Here is a 20,623-nt window from a genome sequence, read left to right as displayed (position 1 = left end):
TGCAGTGATCAAATAATGACTGAGATAGTTTGACGCTCTTGTAACGCTGGTGCGAGTTGCACTACATACGCGCCATGCTGTTCAGACGTCGAAAACCTGCCGGATTTCGTGAAAAGATGCGCGAGTTGTTGTGGCCTCGCAAGGGATTCTTGCGGCCGCTCCGCTATCTCACGATGCGTGTTCTGCGCTTGACGGCGTCGCCGCACGCCGTCGCCATGGGCGTAGCCGCAGGGATCTTCGTGTCCTGGACGCCCTTTATCGGCGTTCATTTTATCATGGCCTTCGTACTCAGCTATCTATTCGCGGGCAATATGGTCGCCGCTGCTCTTGGCTGTGCGGCCTTCGGCAATCCGCTGACCTATCCGTTCATCTGGGGCGCGACCTGGGAGATCGGTCACCTGCTGCTTGCGCGTCAGGATACGATGCAAGGGCATTCGATCGACCTTGGGGCGCTGTTTCATGAGCTGCATTTCAGCGAACTCTGGCAACCGGTGCTCGAACCGATGCTTGTCGGCTCCATCCCGCCGGCGCTCTTGACCTCCGTCATCGTTTATTTCGGAACCTTTTATGCCGTGAAGGGCTTTCAGACGCGCCGCCGCGAACGCCTTATGACGCGTGCCCGCGTGCGGCTGTCCAATCCAGTGCAGGAAACCGTATGATCATCGGTATCGGCAGCGATCTCATTGATATCAGGCGCGTCGAGAAATCCCTCGAACGCTTCGGCGACCGCTTCACCAATCGCTGCTTCACCGAGATTGAGCGGGCAAAGTCCGATCGGCGCGCCAATCGCGCCGCCTCCTATGCCAAGCGTTTCGCCGCCAAGGAAGCCTGCTCCAAGGCTCTCGGGACGGGCATGGCGCAAGGTGTGTTCTGGAAGGATCTCGGCGTTGTGAACCTGCCGAGCGGCAAGCCGACGATGCGGCTGACGGGCGGCGCGGCCGATGTGCTGAAGTCGCTGCTGCCGGCTGGCCACAAGGCTGCCATTCATTTGACGATAACGGATGATTATCCCTTGGCGCAGGCGTTCGTCATCATTGAGACCCTGCCGGAAGATGTCTGAGCAGCGACGTAGAGTCGCTTTTAATGTTGGCGCCATTGCCGCAATCGGTCGAAGCCGCTAGAGAGAAGCAAACAAGAGTTGCGCCCTGGCGGTGCATTGAAGGAACAAGACTGCGTGTCCGAAAAAGTCGAAACCAAGCCGAACGCCCTATGGGAAAACATCAAGGTCATCGCCCAGGCGCTGATTTTGGCGATGGTTATCCGAACGGTGCTTTTTCAGCCGTTCACCATTCCGTCCGGCTCCATGATGCCGACACTGCTTGTCGGTGACTACATCTTCGTCAACAAGTTTGCCTACGGCTATTCGAGGTTCTCGCTGCCGTTCTCGCCGAACCTCTTCAGCGGTCGCATTTTCGAGAGCGAGCCGAAGCGCGGTGACATCGTTGTCTTCCGGTTCCCGCCGAACCCCGACGTTGATTACATCAAGCGGCTGGTTGGTCTTCCCGGTGATCGCATTCAGGTCAAGGAAGGCGTCCTCTACGTGAACGGCACGGCGGTTCCGAGGGTGCCGAATGGCACGTTCAATTCCGACTACGCGCAGGATCCGGGCCAGGATGTGCCGGTGTATCGCGAGACGCTGGATAACGGCGTCAGCTTTGACACGCTGGATCAGTCCCCGGTTTCGCGTGGCGACAACACCCGCGAGTTTATCGTTCCGGAAGGCCATTACTTCATGATGGGCGATAATCGCGATAATTCGCTCGACAGCCGCTTCGACGTTGGCTTTGTGCCTGCGGAAAATCTGGTCGGTCGCGCCAGCGTCATCTTCTTCTCGCTCGGCAACGACACCTCGTTCCGCGAGATCTGGAAGTGGCCGACGAACATGCGGTGGGATCGTCTGTTCAAGGGCGTTGAATGAGCAAGTCACAGACGCTTTCGGCGGCGGATCGAACACGGCTTGAAGCCCTGATCGGTCACGAGTTCGCCGAAAAGGAGCGGCTGGATCGGGCACTGACGCATGCAAGTGCCCGCACGCAGAAGGGCGGCAACTACGAGAGGCTGGAGTTCCTCGGTGACCGAGTCCTCGGCCTCTGCGTTGCCGAACTGCTCTTCCGGACGTTCGGTACGGCGACCGAGGGCGAACTTTCGGTGCGCCTCAATCAGCTCGTCAGTGCCGACACCTGTGCTGAGGTCGCTGATGAACTCGGCCTGCATCTCTTCATCCGGACTGGCGCCGACGTCAAGAAGCTGACCGGCAAGCGTATGATGAACGTGCGAGCCGACGTCGTCGAAAGCCTTATTGCGGCGATCTACCTCGATGGCGGCCTGGAGGTCGCCCGGCGTTTCATCCTGAAGTTCTGGGAAAAGCGGGCAGCGCGCGCCGACGGCGCGCGGCGCGACGCGAAGACCGAATTGCAGGAGTGGTCGCACGCCAAATTCGGCATCACGCCGATCTACCGGGTTGAAGAACGCACCGGACCGGATCATGATCCGCGTTTCACGGTGACGGTAGAGGTCACAGGTGTTAAGCCCGAAACGGGCATCGAACGCTCAAAGCGGGCCGCGGAACAGGTCGCAGCCACGCGAATGCTGGAACGCGAAGGCATTTGGCAGAAGTCCTCTGCCGGAAACTGACGGGACAAATGACGGAAGAACACGATATGGCGGACGACGCCCCTGAAACTGCGGGTGCCACACGGTCAGGCTTTGTCGCGTTGATTGGAGCGACCAACGCCGGCAAGTCCACGCTGGTCAATCGCCTCGTCGGCGCCAAGGTTTCGATTGTCAGCCATAAGGTGCAGACGACGCGTGCCATCGTGCGCGGCATCGCGATCCACAACAATGCGCAGGTCGTGTTCATGGATACGCCCGGCATTTTCAAGCCGCGTCGGCGGCTCGACCGCGCGATGGTGACATCAGCCTGGGGCGGCGCAAAGGATGCTGACCTGATCATGCTGCTGATCGACAGCGAACGTGGTCTGCGCGGCGATGCGCAAGCCATTCTTGAGGGCCTCAAGGAGGTACATCAGCCAAAGATTCTCGTCTTGAACAAGATCGATCGGGTCAAACGCGAAGATCTGCTGGCGCTTGCGGCGGCGGCCAACCAGAAGATCGACTTCACGCATACCTTCATGATCTCGGCCGAGAACGGCTCCGGCTGTGACGACGTCATGGATTATCTGGCAAAGACGCTGCCAGAAGGCCCCTGGTACTATCCCGAAGACCAGATCTCCGACCTTCCGATGCGCCAGCTGGCTGCGGAGATCACCCGCGAGAAGCTGTTCCTGCGTCTGCATCAAGAGCTTCCATATTCGTCGCATGTCGAGACGGAAAAGTGGGAAGAACGCAAGGACGGCTCGGTTCGAATCGAGCAGGTAATCTACGTCGAACGGGATAGCCAGAAGAAGATCGCGCTCGGCAAGGGTGGCGAAACGATCAAGGCGATTTCGTCGGCGTCCCGACGAGAGCTCTCCGAAATCCTCGAGCAGCCGGTTCATCTCTTCTTGTTCGTGAAGGTTCGTGAAAATTGGGGCGATGACCCCGAGCGCTTCCGCGAAATGGGTCTGGATTTTCCGACGTAAGTTGACGGCTTCTACCGCGTTGTTTCTGCGTTAAAAATTCCCGCGCGGGTGGAACAACCCTTGCCATTTGCGTGTTCTCGTAGGAAGCGCTGCCAATTCCGGCAGCGTCCTTCATTCGAGCACAAGGGCCTGTATGCCGACCGCGCGTCCCACCCACTCGTTCAAAACGCCCTGCGAGCACTGTCCGCTGCGTGCCAACCGGGTCTTCCGGGAGTTCACCGCCGATGAACTCGACTTCGTTTCGAAATTCAAGAGAGGCGAGCTGGCCGCGGATGCTGGTGCCACGATCATAGTCGAGGGTGCGCACAGCGCTCACCTGTTCACCGTCCTTTCCGGCTGGGGTTTTCGTTACAAGACGCTGGAGGACGGACGCCGGCAAATCCTGAACTACGTGATGCCGGGTGATCTGATCGGTCTTCAGGGAACGATTATGGGGGAGATGCAGCACTCCGTCGAGGCATTGTCGCCTGTATCGCTTTGCGTTTTCGAGCGCGACAAGCTGATGACCCTCTACAACAAGCATTCGTCCCTGGCCTTCGACATCACCTGGATTGCCGCCCAGGAAGAACGTATCCTTGACGAACACCTATTGAGCATTGGTCGCCGGACAGCGCTCGAGCGCGCCGCCTATCTCATCGCTTTCCTGTTCGAGCGCGGCAGGCAGCTGAAGCTCTTCAACGGCCACGCATCGATTCCAATCACGCAGCAACACGTTGCGGATACATTGGGACTTTCGATCGTGCATACAAACAAGACATTGAAAAAGCTCGCCAATCGCAACCTCATCCGCTGGCAGGAGCGTGCCTGCGAGGTGCTTGATGGGGAGGGGCTCAAGGCTGCTGCCGGTTGGGAGGGGCTTGGAGAGAGGGGCCGTCCGTTCATATAATAGCTGTAAGCGACATGTCTTATTTAAATGCCTTCTGAGCGGCACGCCCGTAAGGTCACCCTGCCATCTTTCTTCCTGCCCTGCTTTTTATCGACCCGAAACGAAAAAGCGGCTATGCAAGCTAAGCGGTATATAGTCGTCGCCAATGAGCCATGGGGCGTCAGAGGTTGAAATCCGGGAAATGCAGGTGCCGAGCATCTTAGTTGATACTCAGCGAGGGGCGTATTGGGTATGAAGGCAAACCGTGTTCTTGTCCTCGAGGACAGTTTGATCATCGCGATGGAGGCGGAGGATATTCTCCGCCAGGTGGGCGTGGAAACGATTGGAATCGTCAGCAGCCTTGAACAGGCGATGGAGGCGACCAAGACCGCGACCTTCGATTTCGCGCTGCTGGACGTCAATCTTGGCGAAGTCATGAGCTTCGACTTTGCCCGTCATCTGGCGAACAGCAACATCCCCTTTGGGTTTGTGAGCGGTTATTCCGATACAAAGGACTTCCCCGAAGACCTTCGGAACGTGCCGCTGCTCGTCAAGCCGTTTGGAGAATCGGCGATGCGCGACTTCCTCCAGAAACTGTTCCCAGCCAGCGCCTGAATGCCTTTTTATGACAGGGCAACGGTCTTGCGTTAGGATCGAATCGTAAGTTTAGGGTTCGCTTCCGATGCAGTGGCATGACCGGGCAATCATCTTGGGCGTCAAGCGCCATGGCGAGACCAGCGTCATCGCCGAGGTGATGACGCGCGAGCGCGGCCGCCATCTTGGCATGGTCCGCTCTGGTCGGTCTCGTGCCATGCAACCGGTTCTTCAACCCGGCAACGAGGTCGAGGTTACGTGGCGTGCGCGCCTAGACGAGCACCTTGGCGAATTCCGTATAGAGCCATTGACGTTACGGGCCGCGCGGCTGATGGAAACGGCGACTGCCGTCTATGGCGTGCAGGCGATGGGCGCACTGCTGCGCTTGCTGCCGGAGCGCGATCCGCATCCACATCTCTTCGAAGCGCTCGAAGTCATCCTCGACAATCTCCACAATCCGGCGGATGCCGGTGAGCTCTTCGTCCGTTTCGAGCTTGCCGTTCTGAACGACCTCGGCTTTGGTCTCGATTTGACCGAGTGCGCCGCGACGGGCAGTCGTTCCGACCTTGCTTATGTGTCGCCGAGGTCGGGCAGGGCGGTCAGCCGGACTGCGGGTGCTCCCTGGGCGGACAAGATGTTGCTCCTGCCACCATTCCTGAACAGTGAGGAAAACCGCGCGGCTGATATCGACGGCCTCAGCGCCGCGTTCCGCCTGACGGCATTCTTTCTCCATCGCCATGTCTATGAGCCGCGCGGCGTGGAAGCGGCAGCTGCGCGCGAGGGCTTCGTACAGGCAGCTCTGAAAGCACTCAAGGCGGCCGCACCGCAGGACGAATTGTCCGCCTGACCGACCGTTTTTCATTGGCGAAAAACATCATTCGGATCAGGCGCTTTACGTGTCTCACGCATCTTCCTATTTCGATCGCATGCAACCCAGCGATTGGAGGAATGCGATGCTGACCAAACCGGATGCGATGACGACGATAAATCTCTGGAACGATTATGAAATGCCCCGGTTGGGTATGGGCTGCTGGGCGATCGGCGGTCCCTTCTATGCCGGCGACACGCCGCTCGGCTGGGGCGAGGTCGATGACGACGAGTCCGTCGCCGCCATTCATCGCGCGATCGAACTCGGCATCCGTTTCTTCGATACGGCTTCGAACTATGGGGCCGGGCATTCAGAGGAAGTTCTCGGGCGTGCGATCGGTAGTCGCAGCGACATTGTCATCGCGACCAAGTTCGGCTTTGCCACCGATCCGTATACGAAGCAGGCAACCGGCGCCTTCGCCGATGCTGTCTTCATTCGCCGCTCGGCCGAGACGTCGCTGCGCAGGTTGAAACGGGATCGCCTCGATCTGCTTCAATTTCATCTGAACGACTTTCCGCTTGAACAGTCGGACGAGGTTTTCGAAATCCTTGAGACGCTCCGTGACGAGGGGAAGATCGACGCCTTCGGTTGGAGCACGGATTATCCCGATCGTGCCGCGCGACATGCCGGCCGCCCTGGTTTTGTTTCCGTCCAGCACACGATGAACGTCTTCGAGCCGGTGCCTGACATGATCTCGGTGATCGAACGGCATGGCCTGATTTCGATCAACCGCGGGCCGCTCGCGATGGGCTTGCTCAGCGGAAAATTCCGCGCCGACACGAAAATCGGTGACAAGGATGTTCGCGGCGCGAGCCTTGACTGGATGGTCTACTTCAAGGACGGCCGGATCGCGCCGGAATTTGCAGCGCGATTGGAAGCGGTTCGCGAGTTGCTGAAGTCCGATGGTCGAACTATCACACAAGGCGCCCTGGCGTGGCTGTGGGCGCGCTCGCCCCGAACCCTGCCGATCCCGGGCTTTCGCACCGTTGCCCAGGTTGAAGAAAACGCCGGCGCGCTGGCCAAAGGCCCGTTATCGCCGGCTATCACGGATGAAATCGATGAGGCACTCGTGCAGCTTCGCGCCTAGCCGCGGTTGCGGACCTTGAAGGCCCAGCCTTCGGGCCTCTCCTCGATGACTTTGGCTGTATCGCCGACCGCAATCCGACCGGTCCCGCGAGGCGTGACATTCCAGCCGAAGAGCGGACCGGGTACACGCCGGTCCGCAGACATCCGAATGCGCCCCATGGCGGGCATCGGACTAGGAACGTCGCGCGATCCGGTCGATTGGTCCTGGGTGGTCATGATGCAACGTGCGCAAGGTTTGACGAGATCGAAACGAATGCCGCCGATCTCAATCGCAGCCCACCGGTCTTCCTGCCAACCTTGCTCGGTATCAAGGATGATATTGGGCCGGAACCGCTCCATGCCAACTTGCCCTTCGTCGTGCGCCTCGAGATCGGCATTCAGTGCCCGCAGGGAGCCTGTCGTGGTGACAAGGATCTGGTAGCCATCGGCGAATGTGACCGGTGTGCCTTCGCCGGCCCATTCCGCACTGGCGGAACGCTTGGTATCCTGATCGAAGAACACCAGTCTCACCTCTCGCCCGAGCCAGGCCGAAAGTTCAGCATTCGCAGCATCATCGGCAACCGCCGCATTGACGATGGAATTCCAAATCGAGACGTCCATCCGTTTTGAGGCCGTTCGAATCTGCGCGTCAATCTTCTTGTCGCCCATGGTGAGATGGAGGCCCGACGGTCCCGCCTGAACGGCGATGCGAGCGAGATCGGGCAACTCCCGCTGGGTGATGAAGTGTCCGTCCCGATCGGTGATCATGGCGCGCCGGTCGCCCGGCAACCCGAATGCATCGATCTCCGAGGACTGCAGCGCGATACCCCGAGCACTTTTGAGCGGATAGATGAAAAGGCCTGTAATACGCATCAGGTGCTCCTAGATTTCGTCCATGAAAGCCGCAAGGAAGTCGCGCAGGCGCTGGTCGCGTGTGGCCGCGAGCGCCCGCCCGGCCTTCGTCTGAAAGCCGTCCGCGAGTTTGAACAATTTTGTCTGGAAGTGGTCAATGACATAGCGCTTGTCGTCAAGCTCGCGGTTGCTGCCTGCCGGATCGAACGGATCGTAGAGCGCGGAGGACATTCGGCCGCCAATGTAGAAGCAGCGTCCCGCGCCGACCATGCCGATCGCATCCAGGCGATCGGCATCCTGCAAGATCCTTGCCTCCAGGGTCTCGGGCGTAACATTGGCGGAAAAGCTATGCGCGACAATCGCATGCGCAACGGCGGTGATGTCGTCACTTGCCCAGCCAAGCTTCGCGAGAACGGCCGAGGCCTTCGCTGCTGCCAAAGCGGACGCCCTTGAGCGCATGGGGGAGTTCTTCTCCACGGCGACGCAATCGTGCAGGAGGACGGAAGCCGCAAGGATCCTGGCATCGCCACCCTCGACAGCCTGAATGCGCATGGCGTTCTTGAAAACGCGCAAGACATGCGCCACGTCATGCGAGCCGTCATCGCCTTCCGACGAATGCGGCACGAGCGCGGCGGCAAGCTTTTCAAATGGAGCGAAGGCCTTCGCCTGGAACATGGGATCACCGCGTGGGAAGAGGGTGTCCTTCCATAAACGCAGGAACCACGAGTCGCAACGAAGAGCGCACTAGCTGGCGCGGGCGCTTGGTTGCTCCTGCGGCCAAGCCAACAGGTAAGGTACGTCCGCGGCCGGCCGTGGCGGGCTGATATGGTAACCCTGGATTTCATCGCAGGCTTCGCGCTGGAGCAGGGCCAACTGCTCGGCCGTTTCGACGCCTTCCACGGTCACGCGCATGCCGAGCGCATCGCCGAGAAGGATGATGGCACGCATGATCGCAAAGGCTTCTTTGTCTTCGACGATACCGTTGACGAACGACTTGTCGATCTTGATTTTGTCGAAGGGGAACCGCCGGAGATAGCTCAGCGACGAATAGCCGGTGCCGAAGTCGTCCATGCCGATCCGGATGCCGCTCTGCTTGAGCGCGTGCAGTACAGGCAGGGCCTCATCGAGATTTTCCATCAGCACGCTTTCGGTGATCTCGATTTCTAAACGGTCAGCCGGCAGCCCCGCTTCGGCCAGCGACGCGGCGACATCGCTCGGCAAATCACTGTTCGTGAACTGGATCGCCGATACATTGACCGCAACCTTGATATCGTCTGGCCAATCCATGGCATCGCGGCAGGCGCGGCGCAGGACCCAGCGTCCGATATCGACCACGAGGCCAACCTCCTCGGCAAGGGGGATGAACTCCATCGGCGGCACCCGTCCGCGCGTTGGGTGGTTCCATCGCAGAAGCGCCTCGAAACCGCAGATCTTCTGTTGGCCGAGGTCATAGAGCGGTTGATAGTGAAGCTCGAACTCCTCGCCTTCGATCGCCTTGCGCAAATCCGCTTCCAGTGTATGCCGTGCTTCGATCTGCGCTTCCATTTCGGCCGTGAAGAAGCGTTCGCCCTTTCCGCCGCTGCTCTTGGCATGCGACAGTGCGACGCCGGCGTGTTTCAGCAGGGTGTCCGTTTCAATTCCGTCCTGCGGACTGATTGCGATCCCCATCGACACGCTGAGTTCAACGGCCTTGTCTCCACGAAAGAACGGCTCCGAGAGTTCGCGGCGAATCTGGTCGGCCAGAGCCGTGACGTTCCATGGCTGCTGCCGTCCGGATTGAAGAATCGCGAATTCGTCCGAGCCGAGGCGCGCCAGCACATTACCGCCTGCCGACATGCGGATGCGCTCAGCCACCTGCCGCAGGATCTTGTCACCGGCCGAAACGCCGAGGGTGTTGTTGATCGATTTGAAGCGGTCAAGATTAAGGTGCACAAGGGCAATCTGCTCGTCCGGCTTACAGGCGGCCAGCGCTGCGTCGATGCGCTCCCTGAGGCTGATGCGGTTCGGCAGTCCGGTCAGCGGGTCGTGATGAGCGAGATAAGCTATGCGCTCGGCCGCCTTTCGGTCTTCGGTAACGTCCGCATGAATGGAAATGTTGCTGCCATCGGGGAGGACGGTGATGACGCTCTGGATGGTGCGCCCGTCTTCCATGATCCATTCGCGGTGACGGATGTGTCCACCTTCTGGGGCGGCGCGCAGACGGGAGACCTTTTTCTCGATCCGCTCGGTGCCGCGGATCATCGAGATGAGTGTTTTCAGCGAGGCGCCGGGAAAGGCAGCTTCGACGCCGAAGCCGAAAACTTGTCGGAAGCGCGTGTTGCAGACGATCAATCGCTGCTCAGCATCGAAGACACTCAGACCCTGCGGCAGGTTGTCGAGAACGATCCCGAACAGGCGTTGCTGTTCCGCGAGACCTTCTTTCGTGGCAACGAGGCTGCCTTTAAGCGTGGTGTTTTCTTCGCTCAGCAGGTGAGAATGGTCTTCCGCGGCGCGCTTCTTTCCTGCCTGCAGTCGATATGTCTCGACGACAAGATTCATCAGGCGTTCAGCGTTGGCAGAGCCATCCTCATTGAGGGCGGTCGTGCACTGTTGCCGGAAAAGGGCTTCAGCGTCCATTTTCGGCAATCGTTGTTTCGGGAGCGAGGGGAGGGTGAGCGGAGCCCAGTGAGCGTGCTGCCAGCCTGCAGTTTCGACGCGGCGCGCCAGACATGAAAAGACCTTCTGAAACAATCCAAAATTATCGTCTAGGCAATCTCAAATTCGACCGGCCCCTATGCTGACGTGGCGAAGATAATCCATCGGTCGCATTAAAATTCTATTGCAACGCAAACGAATATATTGCTGGCACTATATTTGACTGCTGGTCACGAACTGCTTGGAAATGTGGGCAATCGAGCCGAGACCGCGCGCGGCTGATGCGCTGAAATCACACTTTGTCAATCATGGTTAATGGCGTGTTAACAGCTTATTGACGCAGTGCGCAAATCAGTTTAACGACCGCTTAGTCTTAGATTTTTCCATTTCGTATTGCGTACAAACATCACCGAAACAGCGGTGAATGGAGGTTTGTATGAGCCAAGTTTCATCTGTTAGTGATACATCCTACGCGTATCTCGCGACGCTGTCGCGATTGGACACAAATGGCGACGGCGTGCTGAGCCGTGGCGAGCGGGCGGCTGATGACAAGCCGGGCATTCTGAAGCAGTTGGGCTCAGAAGAGAGCAATGCTCAGGACTTTGCACCAAAGCTCTCGGATGGCGTGCTTGCCTTCATGATGGCTGCAAGTGAGACGGGAAGCCGTAATTTCTATCCGCAGTCCCAGCAGAACGCTTCTTACGATCTGTATAAGAGCACATACGGTCAGTACGATCTCGACACCGTCGCCTGATCACGTGGTGCGCTGAATTTGCGAAGCCGACCTCAGAGCCGGCTTTTTCTTTGCCGCCGTTTTGGGAACTGCTTCGTGCCTCGCACGTTGGGAAACGACGATGCAAAGGAAGCTCCAATGAAAACAATCCTCTCGTTCGCGGCTCTGACGCTCTTGGCCGTTTCCTCCGCTGCGATGGCTCAGGACAAGCAAACGGCCACGGCGGACTTTATCGGGCGTGACGGAAAGGAAAGCGGTCGGGCCACGCTGACGGCGGCGGCAAATGGCGGCGTATTGATCGAAGTCGAAGTGGCTGGGCTGCCCGCCAATAAATGGGTCGCATTCCATGTCCACGAGACCGGCAGTTGCGATGCAGCCGGCCATCACGAGTCAGCCGGAAAGCACTTCAACCCGACCAATGCCGAGCACGGCCTGCTGTCCGCAAAGGGACCCCATGCCGGCGACATGCCCAACCAGTATGTTGATCAGGATGGCGTTCTGCGAGCGCAGGTGTTTGACGGCATGGTCACCCTCGACGGCAAGACTGACGGGGTCCGCGGCCGAGCGCTGATCGTTCATGCCAATTCAGATGATTATCGCAGCCAACCTGCAGGCGACGCAGGTGAGCGCCTTGCCTGCGGTGTCATCAAGTAGGCAGTCTTCCGGTCAGTGATAGTAGTATCGCTCCGCATACCACTCGCTTGATGCAACCGGCCTATCCGTCGCGACCCATTGCCCGACGCGACTTGTTTCGAGCAGGTCGGCCGTCGCGTGATCTTCCAGCCCGACGAATATGATATTCGTGTTTTCACGCAGTCTGGGATCCGTGCCGAAACCCGTGCGGCTGTCATCTGCCGAGTAGAGCAGCCTCATCCTGACATAGAAGAACTCGGCCTCGTAATCTGCAGCGCCTTTCTCGCTGAAGGCATGCGCAATGTCGATTACAGACTTCTGTGGCCCACGATAAGCAGTGATTGCCTCATTCAGGCCGAATGTTGCCCCGTACAGCGCAATCGAACGTATCGGAACCGAGCTGGTGGCGCCGGTGGTCAAATCTATCTGCTGGCCGAGGAAGCTGGCTTTGATGCCATCCAGATCGCCGCGAAAGAAGTAGGAAAATCGATCACGCGTAAGATAGATCGCTTGCCACCGGAACCACGCATATTCGTCGCGCGCGCTTGTCAGGCTCCTGAGTGTAGCCAAGCATCGCACAAACGTATCGCGATAGTTCTGCAGCGACATCGATTAACCTCTTCTAGGGGATAACCGGTATCGACTCAAAACGTTCCAGCGGTCGGCTGGTCCAAAGTCAGTGTGAAAGGCGCGTTCCCATCCGCGTCCGCGCCACGACCGATGGTTCGAACCGCATCGACCAGCCGCCCTCCGCGGCCGAGCAGGTCATCGCCGATCTGGATCAGCCGCGCATTCGGCGTGGCAAAAGGCGATGCAGTGCGCAGCCGGCGAACGAGCGCCGCATCCTCTTGCTCCGGCGACACGGAAAGGGCGGCGATCAAGGCCGCCGCCGGCGACCGGGAGACGCCCATCCAACAGTGGATTAAGAGTGGCGCAGCGCGATCCCACTCGCGGGCAAAACCGATGATCTCCCACACATGCGTCTCATCCGGCGCTACAAGGTTGCCCGTTCCCTTGAATGCGATGTCGTTCATATGGAGGAGAAGATGCCGGTGCGCCTGGATCACGGCAGGCCGGTGGAAAGCCTGTTCCTTCGCCATCAGGCTGATCATCTCACGGGCGCCATGCCGGACTGCCATTTCGGCGATCCGGGCAAGCGGCGCGACAATGATGACAGTCATGCTTTGCTGCTCCGCATGGCCTCGATTGTCTCGAAGCGCTCGCAAAAGAGGCGCTGCGCCTCGACTGCCGGCAGTGGCGTCATCAGCAGCATGTCTTTTGTGATTCCGCGCGGCTGGCCGAAGAATTTCTGCGCCTCAGTCGACGTAAACCCGGCAAGCTGTGTTGCCTCGAAATACGCAGCGATGGTGTCAGCCTTCTTGATCTTCTCCTTGAGTTCGCGCGTAGGGTGGGGCGGCAGGCCAAACCGAAGGTGGACGGCCGCTTCCAGCCGCTTTTCGACGGCCTTGTATCCGCCACCGACGACCGACTTGAACGGCGAGATCATGTCGCCGATGACATATTCCGGCGCATCATGCAGTAGCGCCATCAGGCGCTGATCGGCGGTTGCATCGTTGAGGTGGCGGAAAATATCCTCCACGATAAGGCAATGTTGGGCGACGGAGAAGGCGTGATCTCCCGAGGTTTGTCCGTTCCAGCGGGCAACGCGCGCAAGCCCATGCGCAATATCGCTCAGCTCGACGTCGAGAGGAGAGGGGTCGAGCAGATCAAGCCGGCGGCCCGAGAGCATGCGCTGCCACGCGCGCGGCGCCTTTGTCGTCACGCGCTGGCCTCGTCCGCCGTCGTCGGGAACGTCAGCCCTGTCCAGGCGGGTAGTTCCAGAATGACCGCCGTCTCGCCTGCCAATAGAGGCGTAGCTGTCGCAATGGCCTCACCGGCACGGTCGATGCGAACGATCGCGAGGCCGCCTTTTCCGACGACCGATCCGAGCGTGCCGACCGGCTTGCCCCCGGCGGTGATCTGCGTCCCGGAGGGCGGCAGCGCCGTCTCGGCCTTCACGGTGACGACACGGCGGCGCGCCGTGCCGCGATGCTGCATGCGTGAGACCACCTCCTGGCCGACATAGCAGCCCTTCTTGAAGGAGAGGCCGCCGTTGAAGTCCATCAGGACATCGTGCGGGAAGGCATCCTGCAGCGCATAGTCCTGCCCGGATACGGCAACGCCGCTCGCGATGCGCAATGCGTCATAGATTTCGCGGTCATCGGTACCTTGCTGCCCCGCTTGGCGAACGAGCACTACGCCAGCTTTGGCAAAGCGGCTGTCGGCTGGACCCGTATTTGCGCCGTCCCAAGAAACGGTGACGCCCTCGCCGGCAGGCGAGAGGTCGACGGCGGCTCTGAGCTTGTACATCGTCAGTCGCTTAAGCAGCGCATCCCGCTGATCATCGTCCGTCTCGATGATGAACCCGTCGCCGTCCTGCCAGATAATGAAGTCGAACAGGATTTTGCCCTGCGGCGTCAACAGGGCGCCCGGCCGTGCTTCATCCGCCGCGAGCGCGGCAAGATCGGTCGTGATCAGGTTCTGCAGAAAGGATTGGGCCTCCGGACCGCTCACCTGTATAAGCGAGCGGTTCTTCAGAAATACGGCTGGCATGGCTCACCTGTCGCGTTGGTTATCGCTCAGAAGTATGTCTTCGGTGAGGGGATCGCAAGCCTCAGTCGCCGGCGGTGAAGTACTTCCATTTGCCGTCGGGGGTGATGCCCAATCGATAGAAATTATAACCGCCGAACTCCTGCATGTCGGACAGGTCGCCGGCCGTAACGATGCGCAACAATTCCACTCGCTCGGGGGGAGTCAGAGCCTTCAGGTCCTTTTCGGCGAAGTAGGGCCACACAAACATTTCGTCCGGTGTGCCCTGGCCGACATGAACGAAGCCGGTGGAAATGACATCGAGCAGGATCGCCAGGATCTCATCGCCCTCCGGATCGCCCGAAAGATCCTTGAGCGCGCTGATGGGGTCGTCCGTCGGCTCTCCGACCGTCACCTGTGTCTGAGTGGCGCCGGTGCCGAGCAGGGGGCGCAGCCGCTCGAGATCGCCCGAAGCGGCAGCCTCGACGATCTGCTCCCGCATCTTTCGAACGGGCTCGGGGACCTTGCTGATATCGTAGATGACTTCGACTGGCTTCGAGCTGTCCTCGGCGCCGGGCGTCTTGTCGTTGCTTTGGCCGGCCTGCGAATTGACCAGCGGGTCGGGCATCGGAACGCCGGGTGAGGTTGGGGAGGGGGCTGGCTTGTCGCCGCCTTGGCCAGGAGCGCTTTGTTCAACCTGTCCTGGGGTCTTCTGCAGCTCTGAGAGTGCCAGGGCCGAAGTCCCGGTCAGAAAGCTACTGGCGCTAAGGCCGATTGCAAGCAAAAGCGGCGCGATCGCGGGCCGCGAAGCATTGTCCCTAGCGGAATGCATCAAACTCTCTGTGATCGTTATTGCAGGGTGCGGTTCGGAGAAAACTCGCCGGCAAGCATGCGCTCGCGCAAGGAATCCAGAAGCGCTTCGGCACTATTCTCGCCATGGAGGCGAATAGTTTCCCGTAGCGCGTGGATGATTGCTGTATCGGCGATGATCTCGGGTTCGATTCCGTCTGCCATGCCATCAGCCCAGGCTTCGTTATGGTACTCCAAAGCCGCCTGAGTCTTCTCATGAACGATCATGTCGTCGATGTCATTGAGGCTTGGTTCCATTGTCATTTCCTCAAACTGCATGCCTTACTGCCTAGTTAACGACCTTATCAGCCTTTTCCCAAAACGACACGGCCGCCAGTGAAAAGAGGTTAATTAACCGTTAATTTCCGAACCTTGATGTTATTTCTGTGGCGAGTGTTGCACCTTCGGCACGGTATCGCTCTTCTGCCACGATGGCTGCCTGCGTGCAATCCGTGTAAACCGACGCGAAAGCGCGGTATCCGCGATTGAAGGCTGCGGTCAGCTGTTCCTTGCGCTGCGGCTCGTCCTTGGCTTCTGAATCAAGCAGTTGCTGCATGCGCCCTCGCCATTCGCCACTGTTTTCCGCTTTGCACAAGGTCCTCAGGTAGTGAACCGAGCCCAGCACTTCGGCAAGCCGCGATAGCTTTTCGTCGTATGGCACGGTGACCGCTTTTGGCGCACTCTGCTCTGGCAACACTGGCGGCGTTGTACCCTGTGCCCATACAGGGGCGGGTAGGGCGGCGCTTGCGCACAATGCAAGAAACAGGAACGCGCGTCGAACGGGAATCATGTTGATAGTTGATACCCTGACAGTGACGGGAACAAGGCGCTTGCTTGAGTTTCCACCTGCTTATTCGCTGCCGGACGCCAGGCGCTCGGCACATTCAAGCACGCTTTGAGGCACCGGCAGACGGCGGATCTCCTCAACGGTGAACCAACCGATATCGGCGGCGTCGTCGGCCGCAAGACCGATAGCCGTCTCGTCGGCCTCGACCCGAAATACGGAAAGAAAGAAGTGGTTGACGACCGCGCCGTCAGGGGCGTGCGTCTTCAAATCGTATGTCGCGAAGAGGTGAGGGCTGCGAGCTTTGATCCCGGTCTCCTCCTCGAACTCGCGCAACGCCGTTTCCTCTGGCGTTTCGCCCGTTTCGGCCCGTCCCCCAGGAAATGCATACATGTCGGCGGCCGGCGGATTGCGCCGAAGCACGAGGAGGAACCGGTTGCCGCGCTGGAGGATGGCGGAGGAGGCCGCCTTCGGAATGGAACTCATGGGGATGCCGCGTTGGTCTCTGTTGGCTGTGCTTGGCGCCGCCGCCGTTCCGCCGGATATTGAACGCGGCGATTCGATGGAGCTCTCGTGACTTATATCATCTATGCTGCAGCAGCTGTTTTCGAGATTGCCGGTTGCTTCACCTTCTGGGCCTGGCTGAGAATGGCAAAGCCCGTCTGGTGGCTGGCACCCGGCATGGTGTCCCTCGCGCTATTTGCATGGCTCCTCACTTTCGTGCCGAGTGAGGCCGCCGGCCGCACCTTCGCTGCGTATGGCGGCATCTATATCGTGGCTTCTCTGATGTGGCTGTGGATCGTCGAGAACCGTGTGCCCGACCGCTGGGACATTGGTGGCGCGCTCGTCTGCCTTTGCGGCTCAGCAATCATCCTACTCGCACCGCGCGGCTGAGGCGGCTAGCCTTGACCGTCGCCGGACGGAGTGCAAAGACATCCGAATGTGTGGACGTTATGCCCTGACAATATCCCCGGAGGAATTGAAGGAAGTTCTGGGGATCATGGATCTCGAGGACTTTCCCGCGCGTTACAACATTGCGCCGACCCAGCCCATCCTCGTCGTCGTTTCGGATGAAACGCGGGAGAAAGGCAGCAACCTCCCGGAGCGGCGCGCGGTGCTCGTACGATGGGGCTTTACGCCGGGATGGGTGAAGGGTCCCAAGCAATTTCCGCTGTTGATCAACGCCCGCGCCGAAACGGCGATCGGCAAGGCGTCGTTTCGTGCGGCGATGCGCCATCGGCGCGTGCTCGTGCCAGCCTCCGGCTTCTATGAATGGCATCGCCCCGGCAGGGAGAGGGGCGAGAAGTCCCAGCCCTATTGGATCAGGCCGCGCCGCGGCGGCATTGTGGCGTTCGCCGGCCTGATGGAAACATGGTCGTCCGCAGACGGTTCGGAAGTCGACACCGGCGCGATCCTGACGACCGCGGCAAATGCTGCCATCGCTCCGGTCCATGACCGCATGCCCGTCGTCATCAAGCCGGAAGACTTTTCGCGCTGGCTGGATTGCAAGACACAGGAGCCACGCGACGTCGCCGACCTGATGAAGCCGGTCGAAGAAGATTTCTTCGAGGCGATCCCCGTCTCCGACAAGGTCAACAAAGTGACCAATATGGGGGCCGATCTCCAGGACAGGGTGGCTGTTGATAAGCCGCCGTCGCTGCCTGAAAAGAAAAGGCCGGATGACGGCCAGCTCAGCTTCTTCTAATCCGATAATCCCACCGCATAATTCTTCCGGAAAATCACATGATCTCGATTTCGGCCGCGCTTTCCGGCTTCTTCCTTGGTGCTTCGCTCATTATCGCCATCGGTGCACAGAATGCGTTCATTCTGCGCCAGGGCCTGCTGCGCTCGCACGTCTTCATCCTCTGCCTGATCTGTGCCCTATCGGATGCTGTGCTGATCGCAGCCGGCGTTGCCGGGCTGGGTACGCTCGTTGCCCAGTCGCCGACGCTCCTTTCGGCTGTGACGCTAGGTGGGGCAATTTTTCTCGGTTCGTATGCCGTTCTGGCATTCCGTCGCGCTCTTCATCCCGGCGCGATGCAGGCGGGTTCTCCGCAGACACTGGGCCTGAAGGCTGCCGTCGCGTCTTGCCTAGCCTTTACCTTTCTGAACCCGCACGTCTACCTGGACATGGTCGTTCTGATTGGCAGCCTGTCCGCGCCCTATAGCGGTGCAGACCGCATCGCCTACGGTGTCGGTGCCGCGACGGCGTCGTTCATCTGGTTTTTCGGCCTAGGCTACGGCGCTCGCCTGTTGCAGCCGGTTTTTGCAAAACCCGCAGCCTGGCGGGTTCTCGATGTCATCATCGGCATTGTCATGGGGCTGCTGGCGATCAGTCTGCTGGTCCGCTTCTTCCACCCGGCCTAGGCTTCCGGCATGCCGGCGAGCGCCAACCCTGTGAGGATCGGTTCGATCCGGTTAGGGTTCTTGGCGGCTTGGCCGGCGCGGATGCGGGCGACTGTGACGCCGGGCGAGAATGCAAGCAGACCCGCAAGGTGCCGCCGCGCTTCGTCCATGCGTCCGAGTTTTGCATTGGCCGCAATCATCATCCAGAAGCACGGACCGTAATAGGCATTCGCCGCCATGGATTTGCGCCCCCAGGCCAGAGCCTCTTCATAGTTCCCGCGGACCATTTCGACATGAGCCAGCCCGGTAAGGTTCCAATGAGCACCAAGGCTGTTTGGACTCAGTCGTTCGGCGCGCAGGAAATATGTGACGGCCTCATCGAGACTGCCGCAATGGAGGTTCGCGACGCCCGCATAATTGACGACGTCGAGGTTGTTGGGGTTGAAGGCAACGGCCTGGCAGACCAACTCGAAACCTCGATCGTACTGCTTCAGGTACTGCATCAGAGTATTGCCGCAGATCCCCACGACGGACGCGTCGCCGTGGCCATGCACAAGCGCCCGCTCGATGTAGTTCTCGCAGAGTGCTCGCTGATCCTCGACCCCCGGCAGCTTCCAGCCCAGAGTGCCGCGTTGCATGAGCAACCCGACTGCCGTCGCAAGATAGGTCGCGTTGTTAGGCTCGAGGGCGATTGCCTTGTTGATCAGGGCGAGGGAGGCGTCGTTCCGCTCTGGCATGTCGGAGTAGAAGCTTCCCATGGTCTGAAGGTAGAAATCATAGGCTTCAATGCTCTCTGGCCGCTCCCTTCGTGAAAGCGCGATCTCGGCAGACTTGATCTGGGGCTCAACAATCGAGACGACGCTCTCAGTGATGCGATCCTGGAAATCAAAAATTTCTTCCGCAGAGCCATCGTAGTGCTCTGCCCACAGGTGCGCACCGGTCGCGCCTTCGACGAGCTGTGCGGTAATGCGCAAGCGGTTACCGGCGCGCCGCACGCTGCCTTCCAGCACGTAGCGTACGCCAAGCTCGCGAGCGACCTGGCGCACATCGATCGCGCGGCCCTTGTAGATAAAGGAGGAGTTGCGGGCGATCACCGCGAAGGAGCGGAAACGACTGAGCGCCGTGATCATGTCTTCGACAACGCCATCGGCGAAATACTCCTGCTGGACATCGCCGCTCATATTCTGGAAGGGAAGCACGGCCAGCGACGGCCGGAGGTTGTCTTTTGCCTTTTGCAAGAGAGCACTGGTAGGGCTTGGGTGAGCGTCCGGCTGCCATTTCCAGATCCGGACTGGCCGATCGATGTTCCTGAGTTGGACGTCGCCACCGTCCTCGAATTCCGCGTCGACGCGGCCTACGATGTTCTCCCTGACGCTCGATGCGATGCAGACACCGCCGGGTTCCGCCAGCGGTTCCAGACGCGCGGCAATGTTTACGCCGTCACCATAAATATCGTCACCATCGATAACGACATCGCCGAGATTGATCCCGATGCGCAGCGTGATTCCTGGATGGGAGGCGTCGTTGCCCGAAGCGGCGGCGGTGCGTTGCACCGAAAGCGCGAACTTGACCGCATCAACGGCGCTGCCAAACTCGACGAGAGCGCCGTCGCCAACAAGCTTGATGACGCGGCCGTTGTGATTCTCGACCTCAGGATTGAAGACAGACAGCCGGTGATGCTTCAACGCGGCAAGCGTGCCTGCCTCATCCTTTGCCATCATCCGCGAATAGCCAACGACATCAGCGACAAGGATCGCACTGAGCTTGCGATTTGTCTGGACGTCGGTCATATCGCCTCCGAACTGGCCTATGGACATCCTAGCAGCTCGGTTCAACCACGTCGCGCGGGATAAGGACGCGCGTTGGATTTTCAATGAAGCATGGAGGCAAGAGCCTGGTCTTGGCGCTGTCGGTCCCATCGACAGCGCGGCATTTGCCTCGCCCTAGGCAATCTTCTTGACGAGCGGTGGCTTGCTCTTGAGCATCAGGGCGGCCGCAAGAACGGCCTTCAGGCCGAGCGGGCGGTAGTTGGCGCTGAGGTCGGACTTCGCCGGCTGTTCGACGCTTGTCTTCTTCGGGGTCACAATACTCTCCTCACGTGTGCTGTCCCTAGACTCTTATATTTATTGCTCTTTTGCGTGTAATAGCGACAAAATCGAGGCGCCGCTTATCAGGAATTGTGTATCCGATGCATATTTCGCGAGGCTTGAGTCAGGCATTCTTCGGCAAA

27 protein-coding genes are annotated in these 20,623 nt (G+C 59.6%); 14 read left to right on the top strand and 13 right to left on the bottom strand.

What is annotated here, in order from left to right; all coding sequences use genetic code 11:
* Nucleotides 1-74: 74 nt before the first annotated feature.
* The 9 genes from IB244_RS10785 (at nucleotide 75) to IB244_RS10745 (ending at nucleotide 6,995) form a co-directional block, all read left to right on the top strand.
* Nucleotides 75-659 carry a DUF2062 domain-containing protein gene (locus IB244_RS10785; RefSeq protein ID WP_025659865.1) on the top strand — a complete coding sequence of 195 codons (585 nt, stop codon included), beginning with the start codon at nucleotides 75-77 and terminating at the stop codon, nucleotides 657-659.
* A complete protein-coding gene (gene acpS, locus IB244_RS10780) occupies nucleotides 656-1,060 on the top strand; it encodes a holo-ACP synthase (RefSeq protein ID WP_113470683.1) in 405 nt (134 codons plus the stop codon). Before IB244_RS10785 ends, acpS begins: the two co-directional genes overlap by 4 nt.
* A 114-nt stretch (nucleotides 1,061-1,174) precedes the next feature.
* Nucleotides 1,175-1,918, top strand: coding sequence for a signal peptidase I (gene lepB / locus IB244_RS10775; RefSeq protein ID WP_018857430.1), 744 nt, complete (start codon nucleotides 1,175-1,177; stop codon nucleotides 1,916-1,918).
* Complete coding sequence (gene rnc / locus IB244_RS10770) at nucleotides 1,915-2,634, top strand: ribonuclease III (protein WP_112642791.1); 720 nt, start codon at nucleotides 1,915-1,917, stop codon at nucleotides 2,632-2,634. Before lepB ends, rnc begins: the two co-directional genes overlap by 4 nt.
* Before the next feature lie 8 nt (nucleotides 2,635-2,642).
* A complete protein-coding gene (gene era / locus IB244_RS10765; protein ID WP_113470685.1) occupies nucleotides 2,643-3,581 on the top strand; it encodes a GTPase Era in 939 nt (312 codons plus the stop codon).
* A gap of 133 nt (nucleotides 3,582-3,714) precedes the next feature.
* Nucleotides 3,715-4,467, top strand: coding sequence for a Crp/Fnr family transcriptional regulator (locus IB244_RS10760; protein WP_018857427.1), 753 nt, complete (start codon nucleotides 3,715-3,717; stop codon nucleotides 4,465-4,467).
* A gap of 231 nt (nucleotides 4,468-4,698) precedes the next feature.
* Complete coding sequence (locus tag IB244_RS10755) at nucleotides 4,699-5,061, top strand: response regulator (RefSeq protein WP_018857426.1); 363 nt, start codon at nucleotides 4,699-4,701, stop codon at nucleotides 5,059-5,061.
* A 67-nt stretch (nucleotides 5,062-5,128) separates the two neighbouring features.
* Nucleotides 5,129-5,887 carry a DNA repair protein RecO gene (gene recO, locus IB244_RS10750; RefSeq protein ID WP_113470687.1) on the top strand — a complete coding sequence of 253 codons (759 nt, stop codon included), beginning with the start codon at nucleotides 5,129-5,131 and terminating at the stop codon, nucleotides 5,885-5,887.
* A gap of 106 nt (nucleotides 5,888-5,993) precedes the next feature.
* Nucleotides 5,994-6,995, top strand: coding sequence for an aldo/keto reductase (locus IB244_RS10745; protein ID WP_192304174.1), 1,002 nt, complete (start codon nucleotides 5,994-5,996; stop codon nucleotides 6,993-6,995).
* Here IB244_RS10745 and IB244_RS10740 read toward each other — a convergent pair.
* The 3 genes from IB244_RS10740 to IB244_RS10730 all read right to left on the bottom strand — a co-directional run bounded on the left by IB244_RS10740 (nucleotide 6,992) and on the right by IB244_RS10730 (nucleotide 10,441).
* Nucleotides 6,992-7,846 (bottom strand): MOSC domain-containing protein, encoded by an 855-nt coding sequence (locus IB244_RS10740; RefSeq protein ID WP_192304172.1) that lies wholly within the window; start codon nucleotides 7,844-7,846, stop codon nucleotides 6,992-6,994. The genes IB244_RS10745 and IB244_RS10740 overlap by 4 nt on opposite strands.
* A 9-nt stretch (nucleotides 7,847-7,855) precedes the next feature.
* On the bottom strand, nucleotides 7,856-8,500 hold the full coding sequence (locus tag IB244_RS10735; protein WP_192304171.1) for an HD domain-containing protein: 645 nt from the start codon (nucleotides 8,498-8,500) through the stop codon (nucleotides 7,856-7,858).
* 69 nt (nucleotides 8,501-8,569) lie between these two features.
* Nucleotides 8,570-10,441 carry a putative bifunctional diguanylate cyclase/phosphodiesterase gene (locus IB244_RS10730; RefSeq protein WP_192304169.1) on the bottom strand — a complete coding sequence of 624 codons (1,872 nt, stop codon included), beginning with the start codon at nucleotides 10,439-10,441 and terminating at the stop codon, nucleotides 8,570-8,572.
* Nucleotides 10,442-10,895: 454 nt separating this feature from the next.
* On the opposite strand from IB244_RS10730, the gene IB244_RS10725 reads away from it, so the two are divergent.
* A complete protein-coding gene (locus IB244_RS10725) occupies nucleotides 10,896-11,213 on the top strand; it encodes a hypothetical protein (protein ID WP_192304167.1) in 318 nt (105 codons plus the stop codon).
* Between the two features lie 117 nt (nucleotides 11,214-11,330).
* Complete coding sequence (locus IB244_RS10720; RefSeq protein WP_112656033.1) at nucleotides 11,331-11,846, top strand: superoxide dismutase family protein; 516 nt, start codon at nucleotides 11,331-11,333, stop codon at nucleotides 11,844-11,846.
* A gap of 12 nt (nucleotides 11,847-11,858) precedes the next feature.
* On the opposite strand, the gene IB244_RS10715 is transcribed toward IB244_RS10720, so the two are convergent.
* The 8 genes from IB244_RS10715 to IB244_RS10680 form a co-directional block, all read right to left on the bottom strand.
* Nucleotides 11,859-12,434, bottom strand: a complete 576-nt coding sequence (locus tag IB244_RS10715) for a hypothetical protein (protein ID WP_192304165.1) — start codon at nucleotides 12,432-12,434, stop codon at nucleotides 11,859-11,861.
* 35 nt (nucleotides 12,435-12,469) lie between these two features.
* Entirely contained in the window at nucleotides 12,470-13,006 is a 537-nt protein-coding gene (locus IB244_RS10710) for a tyrosine phosphatase family protein (protein WP_112656037.1), read from the bottom strand.
* Nucleotides 13,003-13,608, bottom strand: coding sequence for a YfbR-like 5'-deoxynucleotidase (locus IB244_RS10705; protein WP_112656039.1), 606 nt, complete (start codon nucleotides 13,606-13,608; stop codon nucleotides 13,003-13,005). The genes IB244_RS10710 and IB244_RS10705 overlap by 4 nt, the downstream gene beginning before the upstream one ends.
* Nucleotides 13,605-14,438 carry a YgfZ/GcvT domain-containing protein gene (locus tag IB244_RS10700; protein ID WP_192304163.1) on the bottom strand — a complete coding sequence of 278 codons (834 nt, stop codon included), beginning with the start codon at nucleotides 14,436-14,438 and terminating at the stop codon, nucleotides 13,605-13,607. Before IB244_RS10700 ends, IB244_RS10705 begins: the two co-directional genes overlap by 4 nt.
* A gap of 61 nt (nucleotides 14,439-14,499) precedes the next feature.
* Nucleotides 14,500-15,246 (bottom strand): hypothetical protein, encoded by a 747-nt coding sequence (locus IB244_RS10695; RefSeq protein ID WP_018857414.1) that lies wholly within the window; start codon nucleotides 15,244-15,246, stop codon nucleotides 14,500-14,502.
* A 17-nt stretch (nucleotides 15,247-15,263) separates the two neighbouring features.
* Nucleotides 15,264-15,521: a hypothetical protein gene (locus IB244_RS10690; protein WP_018857413.1), complete on the bottom strand. Its 258-nt coding sequence runs from the start codon at nucleotides 15,519-15,521 to the stop codon at nucleotides 15,264-15,266.
* Between the two features lie 100 nt (nucleotides 15,522-15,621).
* Nucleotides 15,622-16,053: a TIGR02301 family protein gene (locus tag IB244_RS10685; protein WP_112656045.1), complete on the bottom strand. Its 432-nt coding sequence runs from the start codon at nucleotides 16,051-16,053 to the stop codon at nucleotides 15,622-15,624.
* A 60-nt stretch (nucleotides 16,054-16,113) separates the two neighbouring features.
* The gene (locus IB244_RS10680; protein WP_192304161.1) at nucleotides 16,114-16,533 is read right to left on the bottom strand and encodes an NUDIX hydrolase; all 420 of its coding nucleotides are present in this window, start codon (nucleotides 16,531-16,533) and stop codon (nucleotides 16,114-16,116) included.
* Nucleotides 16,534-16,620: 87 nt separating this feature from the next.
* Between IB244_RS10680 and IB244_RS10675 the strand changes: the two genes are divergently transcribed.
* The 3 genes from IB244_RS10675 to IB244_RS10665 are packed head-to-tail and all read left to right on the top strand — an operon-like array spanning nucleotide 16,621 to nucleotide 18,414.
* Complete coding sequence (locus IB244_RS10675) at nucleotides 16,621-16,941, top strand: YnfA family protein (protein ID WP_025659850.1); 321 nt, start codon at nucleotides 16,621-16,623, stop codon at nucleotides 16,939-16,941.
* Between the two features lie 46 nt (nucleotides 16,942-16,987).
* Nucleotides 16,988-17,752: an SOS response-associated peptidase gene (locus IB244_RS10670; RefSeq protein WP_192304159.1), complete on the top strand. Its 765-nt coding sequence runs from the start codon at nucleotides 16,988-16,990 to the stop codon at nucleotides 17,750-17,752.
* Nucleotides 17,753-17,790: 38 nt separating this feature from the next.
* A complete protein-coding gene (locus tag IB244_RS10665) occupies nucleotides 17,791-18,414 on the top strand; it encodes a LysE/ArgO family amino acid transporter (RefSeq protein WP_192304157.1) in 624 nt (207 codons plus the stop codon).
* On the opposite strand, the gene IB244_RS10660 is transcribed toward IB244_RS10665, so the two are convergent.
* Complete coding sequence (locus tag IB244_RS10660; protein ID WP_192304155.1) at nucleotides 18,411-20,183, bottom strand: adenylate/guanylate cyclase domain-containing protein; 1,773 nt, start codon at nucleotides 20,181-20,183, stop codon at nucleotides 18,411-18,413. The two genes, IB244_RS10665 and IB244_RS10660, sit on opposite strands and share 4 nt — an antisense overlap.
* Nucleotides 20,184-20,336: 153 nt before the next feature.
* On the bottom strand, nucleotides 20,337-20,477 hold the full coding sequence (locus tag IB244_RS10655) for a hypothetical protein (protein ID WP_007531226.1): 141 nt from the start codon (nucleotides 20,475-20,477) through the stop codon (nucleotides 20,337-20,339).
* Between the last annotated feature and the right edge of the window lie 146 nt (nucleotides 20,478-20,623).

Source organism: Rhizobium sp. RHZ02 (assembly GCF_014851575.1).
Taxonomy (GTDB): Bacteria; Pseudomonadota; Alphaproteobacteria; order Rhizobiales; family Rhizobiaceae; genus Rhizobium; species Rhizobium altiplani.
This window is presented reverse-complemented; position numbering and strand designations above follow the sequence as displayed.

Bases quoted from the DNA above. Each gene is read 5' to 3' on its own strand.
- IB244_RS10785 (WP_025659865.1), top strand. From the start codon at position 75: ATGCTGTTCAGACGTCGAAAACCTGCCGGATTTCGTGAAAAGATGCGC.
- acpS (WP_113470683.1), top strand. From the start codon at position 656: ATGATCATCGGTATCGGCAGCGATCTCATTGATATCAGGCGCGTCGAG.
- rnc (WP_112642791.1), top strand. From the start codon at position 1,915: ATGAGCAAGTCACAGACGCTTTCGGCGGCGGATCGAACACGGCTTGAA.
- era (WP_113470685.1), top strand. From the start codon at position 2,643: ATGACGGAAGAACACGATATGGCGGACGACGCCCCTGAAACTGCGGGT.
- IB244_RS10760 (WP_018857427.1), top strand. From the start codon at position 3,715: ATGCCGACCGCGCGTCCCACCCACTCGTTCAAAACGCCCTGCGAGCAC.
- IB244_RS10755 (WP_018857426.1), top strand. From the start codon at position 4,699: ATGAAGGCAAACCGTGTTCTTGTCCTCGAGGACAGTTTGATCATCGCG.
- recO (WP_113470687.1), top strand. From the start codon at position 5,129: ATGCAGTGGCATGACCGGGCAATCATCTTGGGCGTCAAGCGCCATGGC.
- IB244_RS10745 (WP_192304174.1), top strand. From the start codon at position 5,994: ATGCTGACCAAACCGGATGCGATGACGACGATAAATCTCTGGAACGAT.
- IB244_RS10740 (WP_192304172.1), bottom strand. From the start codon at position 7,846: ATGCGTATTACAGGCCTTTTCATCTATCCGCTCAAAAGTGCTCGGGGT.
- IB244_RS10735 (WP_192304171.1), bottom strand. From the start codon at position 8,500: ATGTTCCAGGCGAAGGCCTTCGCTCCATTTGAAAAGCTTGCCGCCGCG.
- IB244_RS10730 (WP_192304169.1), bottom strand. From the start codon at position 10,441: ATGGACGCTGAAGCCCTTTTCCGGCAACAGTGCACGACCGCCCTCAAT.
- IB244_RS10725 (WP_192304167.1), top strand. From the start codon at position 10,896: ATGAGCCAAGTTTCATCTGTTAGTGATACATCCTACGCGTATCTCGCG.
- IB244_RS10720 (WP_112656033.1), top strand. From the start codon at position 11,331: ATGAAAACAATCCTCTCGTTCGCGGCTCTGACGCTCTTGGCCGTTTCC.
- IB244_RS10715 (WP_192304165.1), bottom strand. From the start codon at position 12,434: ATGTCGCTGCAGAACTATCGCGATACGTTTGTGCGATGCTTGGCTACA.
- IB244_RS10710 (WP_112656037.1), bottom strand. From the start codon at position 13,006: ATGACTGTCATCATTGTCGCGCCGCTTGCCCGGATCGCCGAAATGGCA.
- IB244_RS10700 (WP_192304163.1), bottom strand. From the start codon at position 14,438: ATGCCAGCCGTATTTCTGAAGAACCGCTCGCTTATACAGGTGAGCGGT.
- IB244_RS10695 (WP_018857414.1), bottom strand. From the start codon at position 15,246: ATGCATTCCGCTAGGGACAATGCTTCGCGGCCCGCGATCGCGCCGCTT.
- IB244_RS10690 (WP_018857413.1), bottom strand. From the start codon at position 15,521: ATGGAACCAAGCCTCAATGACATCGACGACATGATCGTTCATGAGAAG.
- IB244_RS10685 (WP_112656045.1), bottom strand. From the start codon at position 16,053: ATGATTCCCGTTCGACGCGCGTTCCTGTTTCTTGCATTGTGCGCAAGC.
- IB244_RS10680 (WP_192304161.1), bottom strand. From the start codon at position 16,533: ATGAGTTCCATTCCGAAGGCGGCCTCCTCCGCCATCCTCCAGCGCGGC.
- IB244_RS10670 (WP_192304159.1), top strand. From the start codon at position 16,988: ATGTGTGGACGTTATGCCCTGACAATATCCCCGGAGGAATTGAAGGAA.
- IB244_RS10665 (WP_192304157.1), top strand. From the start codon at position 17,791: ATGATCTCGATTTCGGCCGCGCTTTCCGGCTTCTTCCTTGGTGCTTCG.
- IB244_RS10660 (WP_192304155.1), bottom strand. From the start codon at position 20,183: ATGACCGACGTCCAGACAAATCGCAAGCTCAGTGCGATCCTTGTCGCT.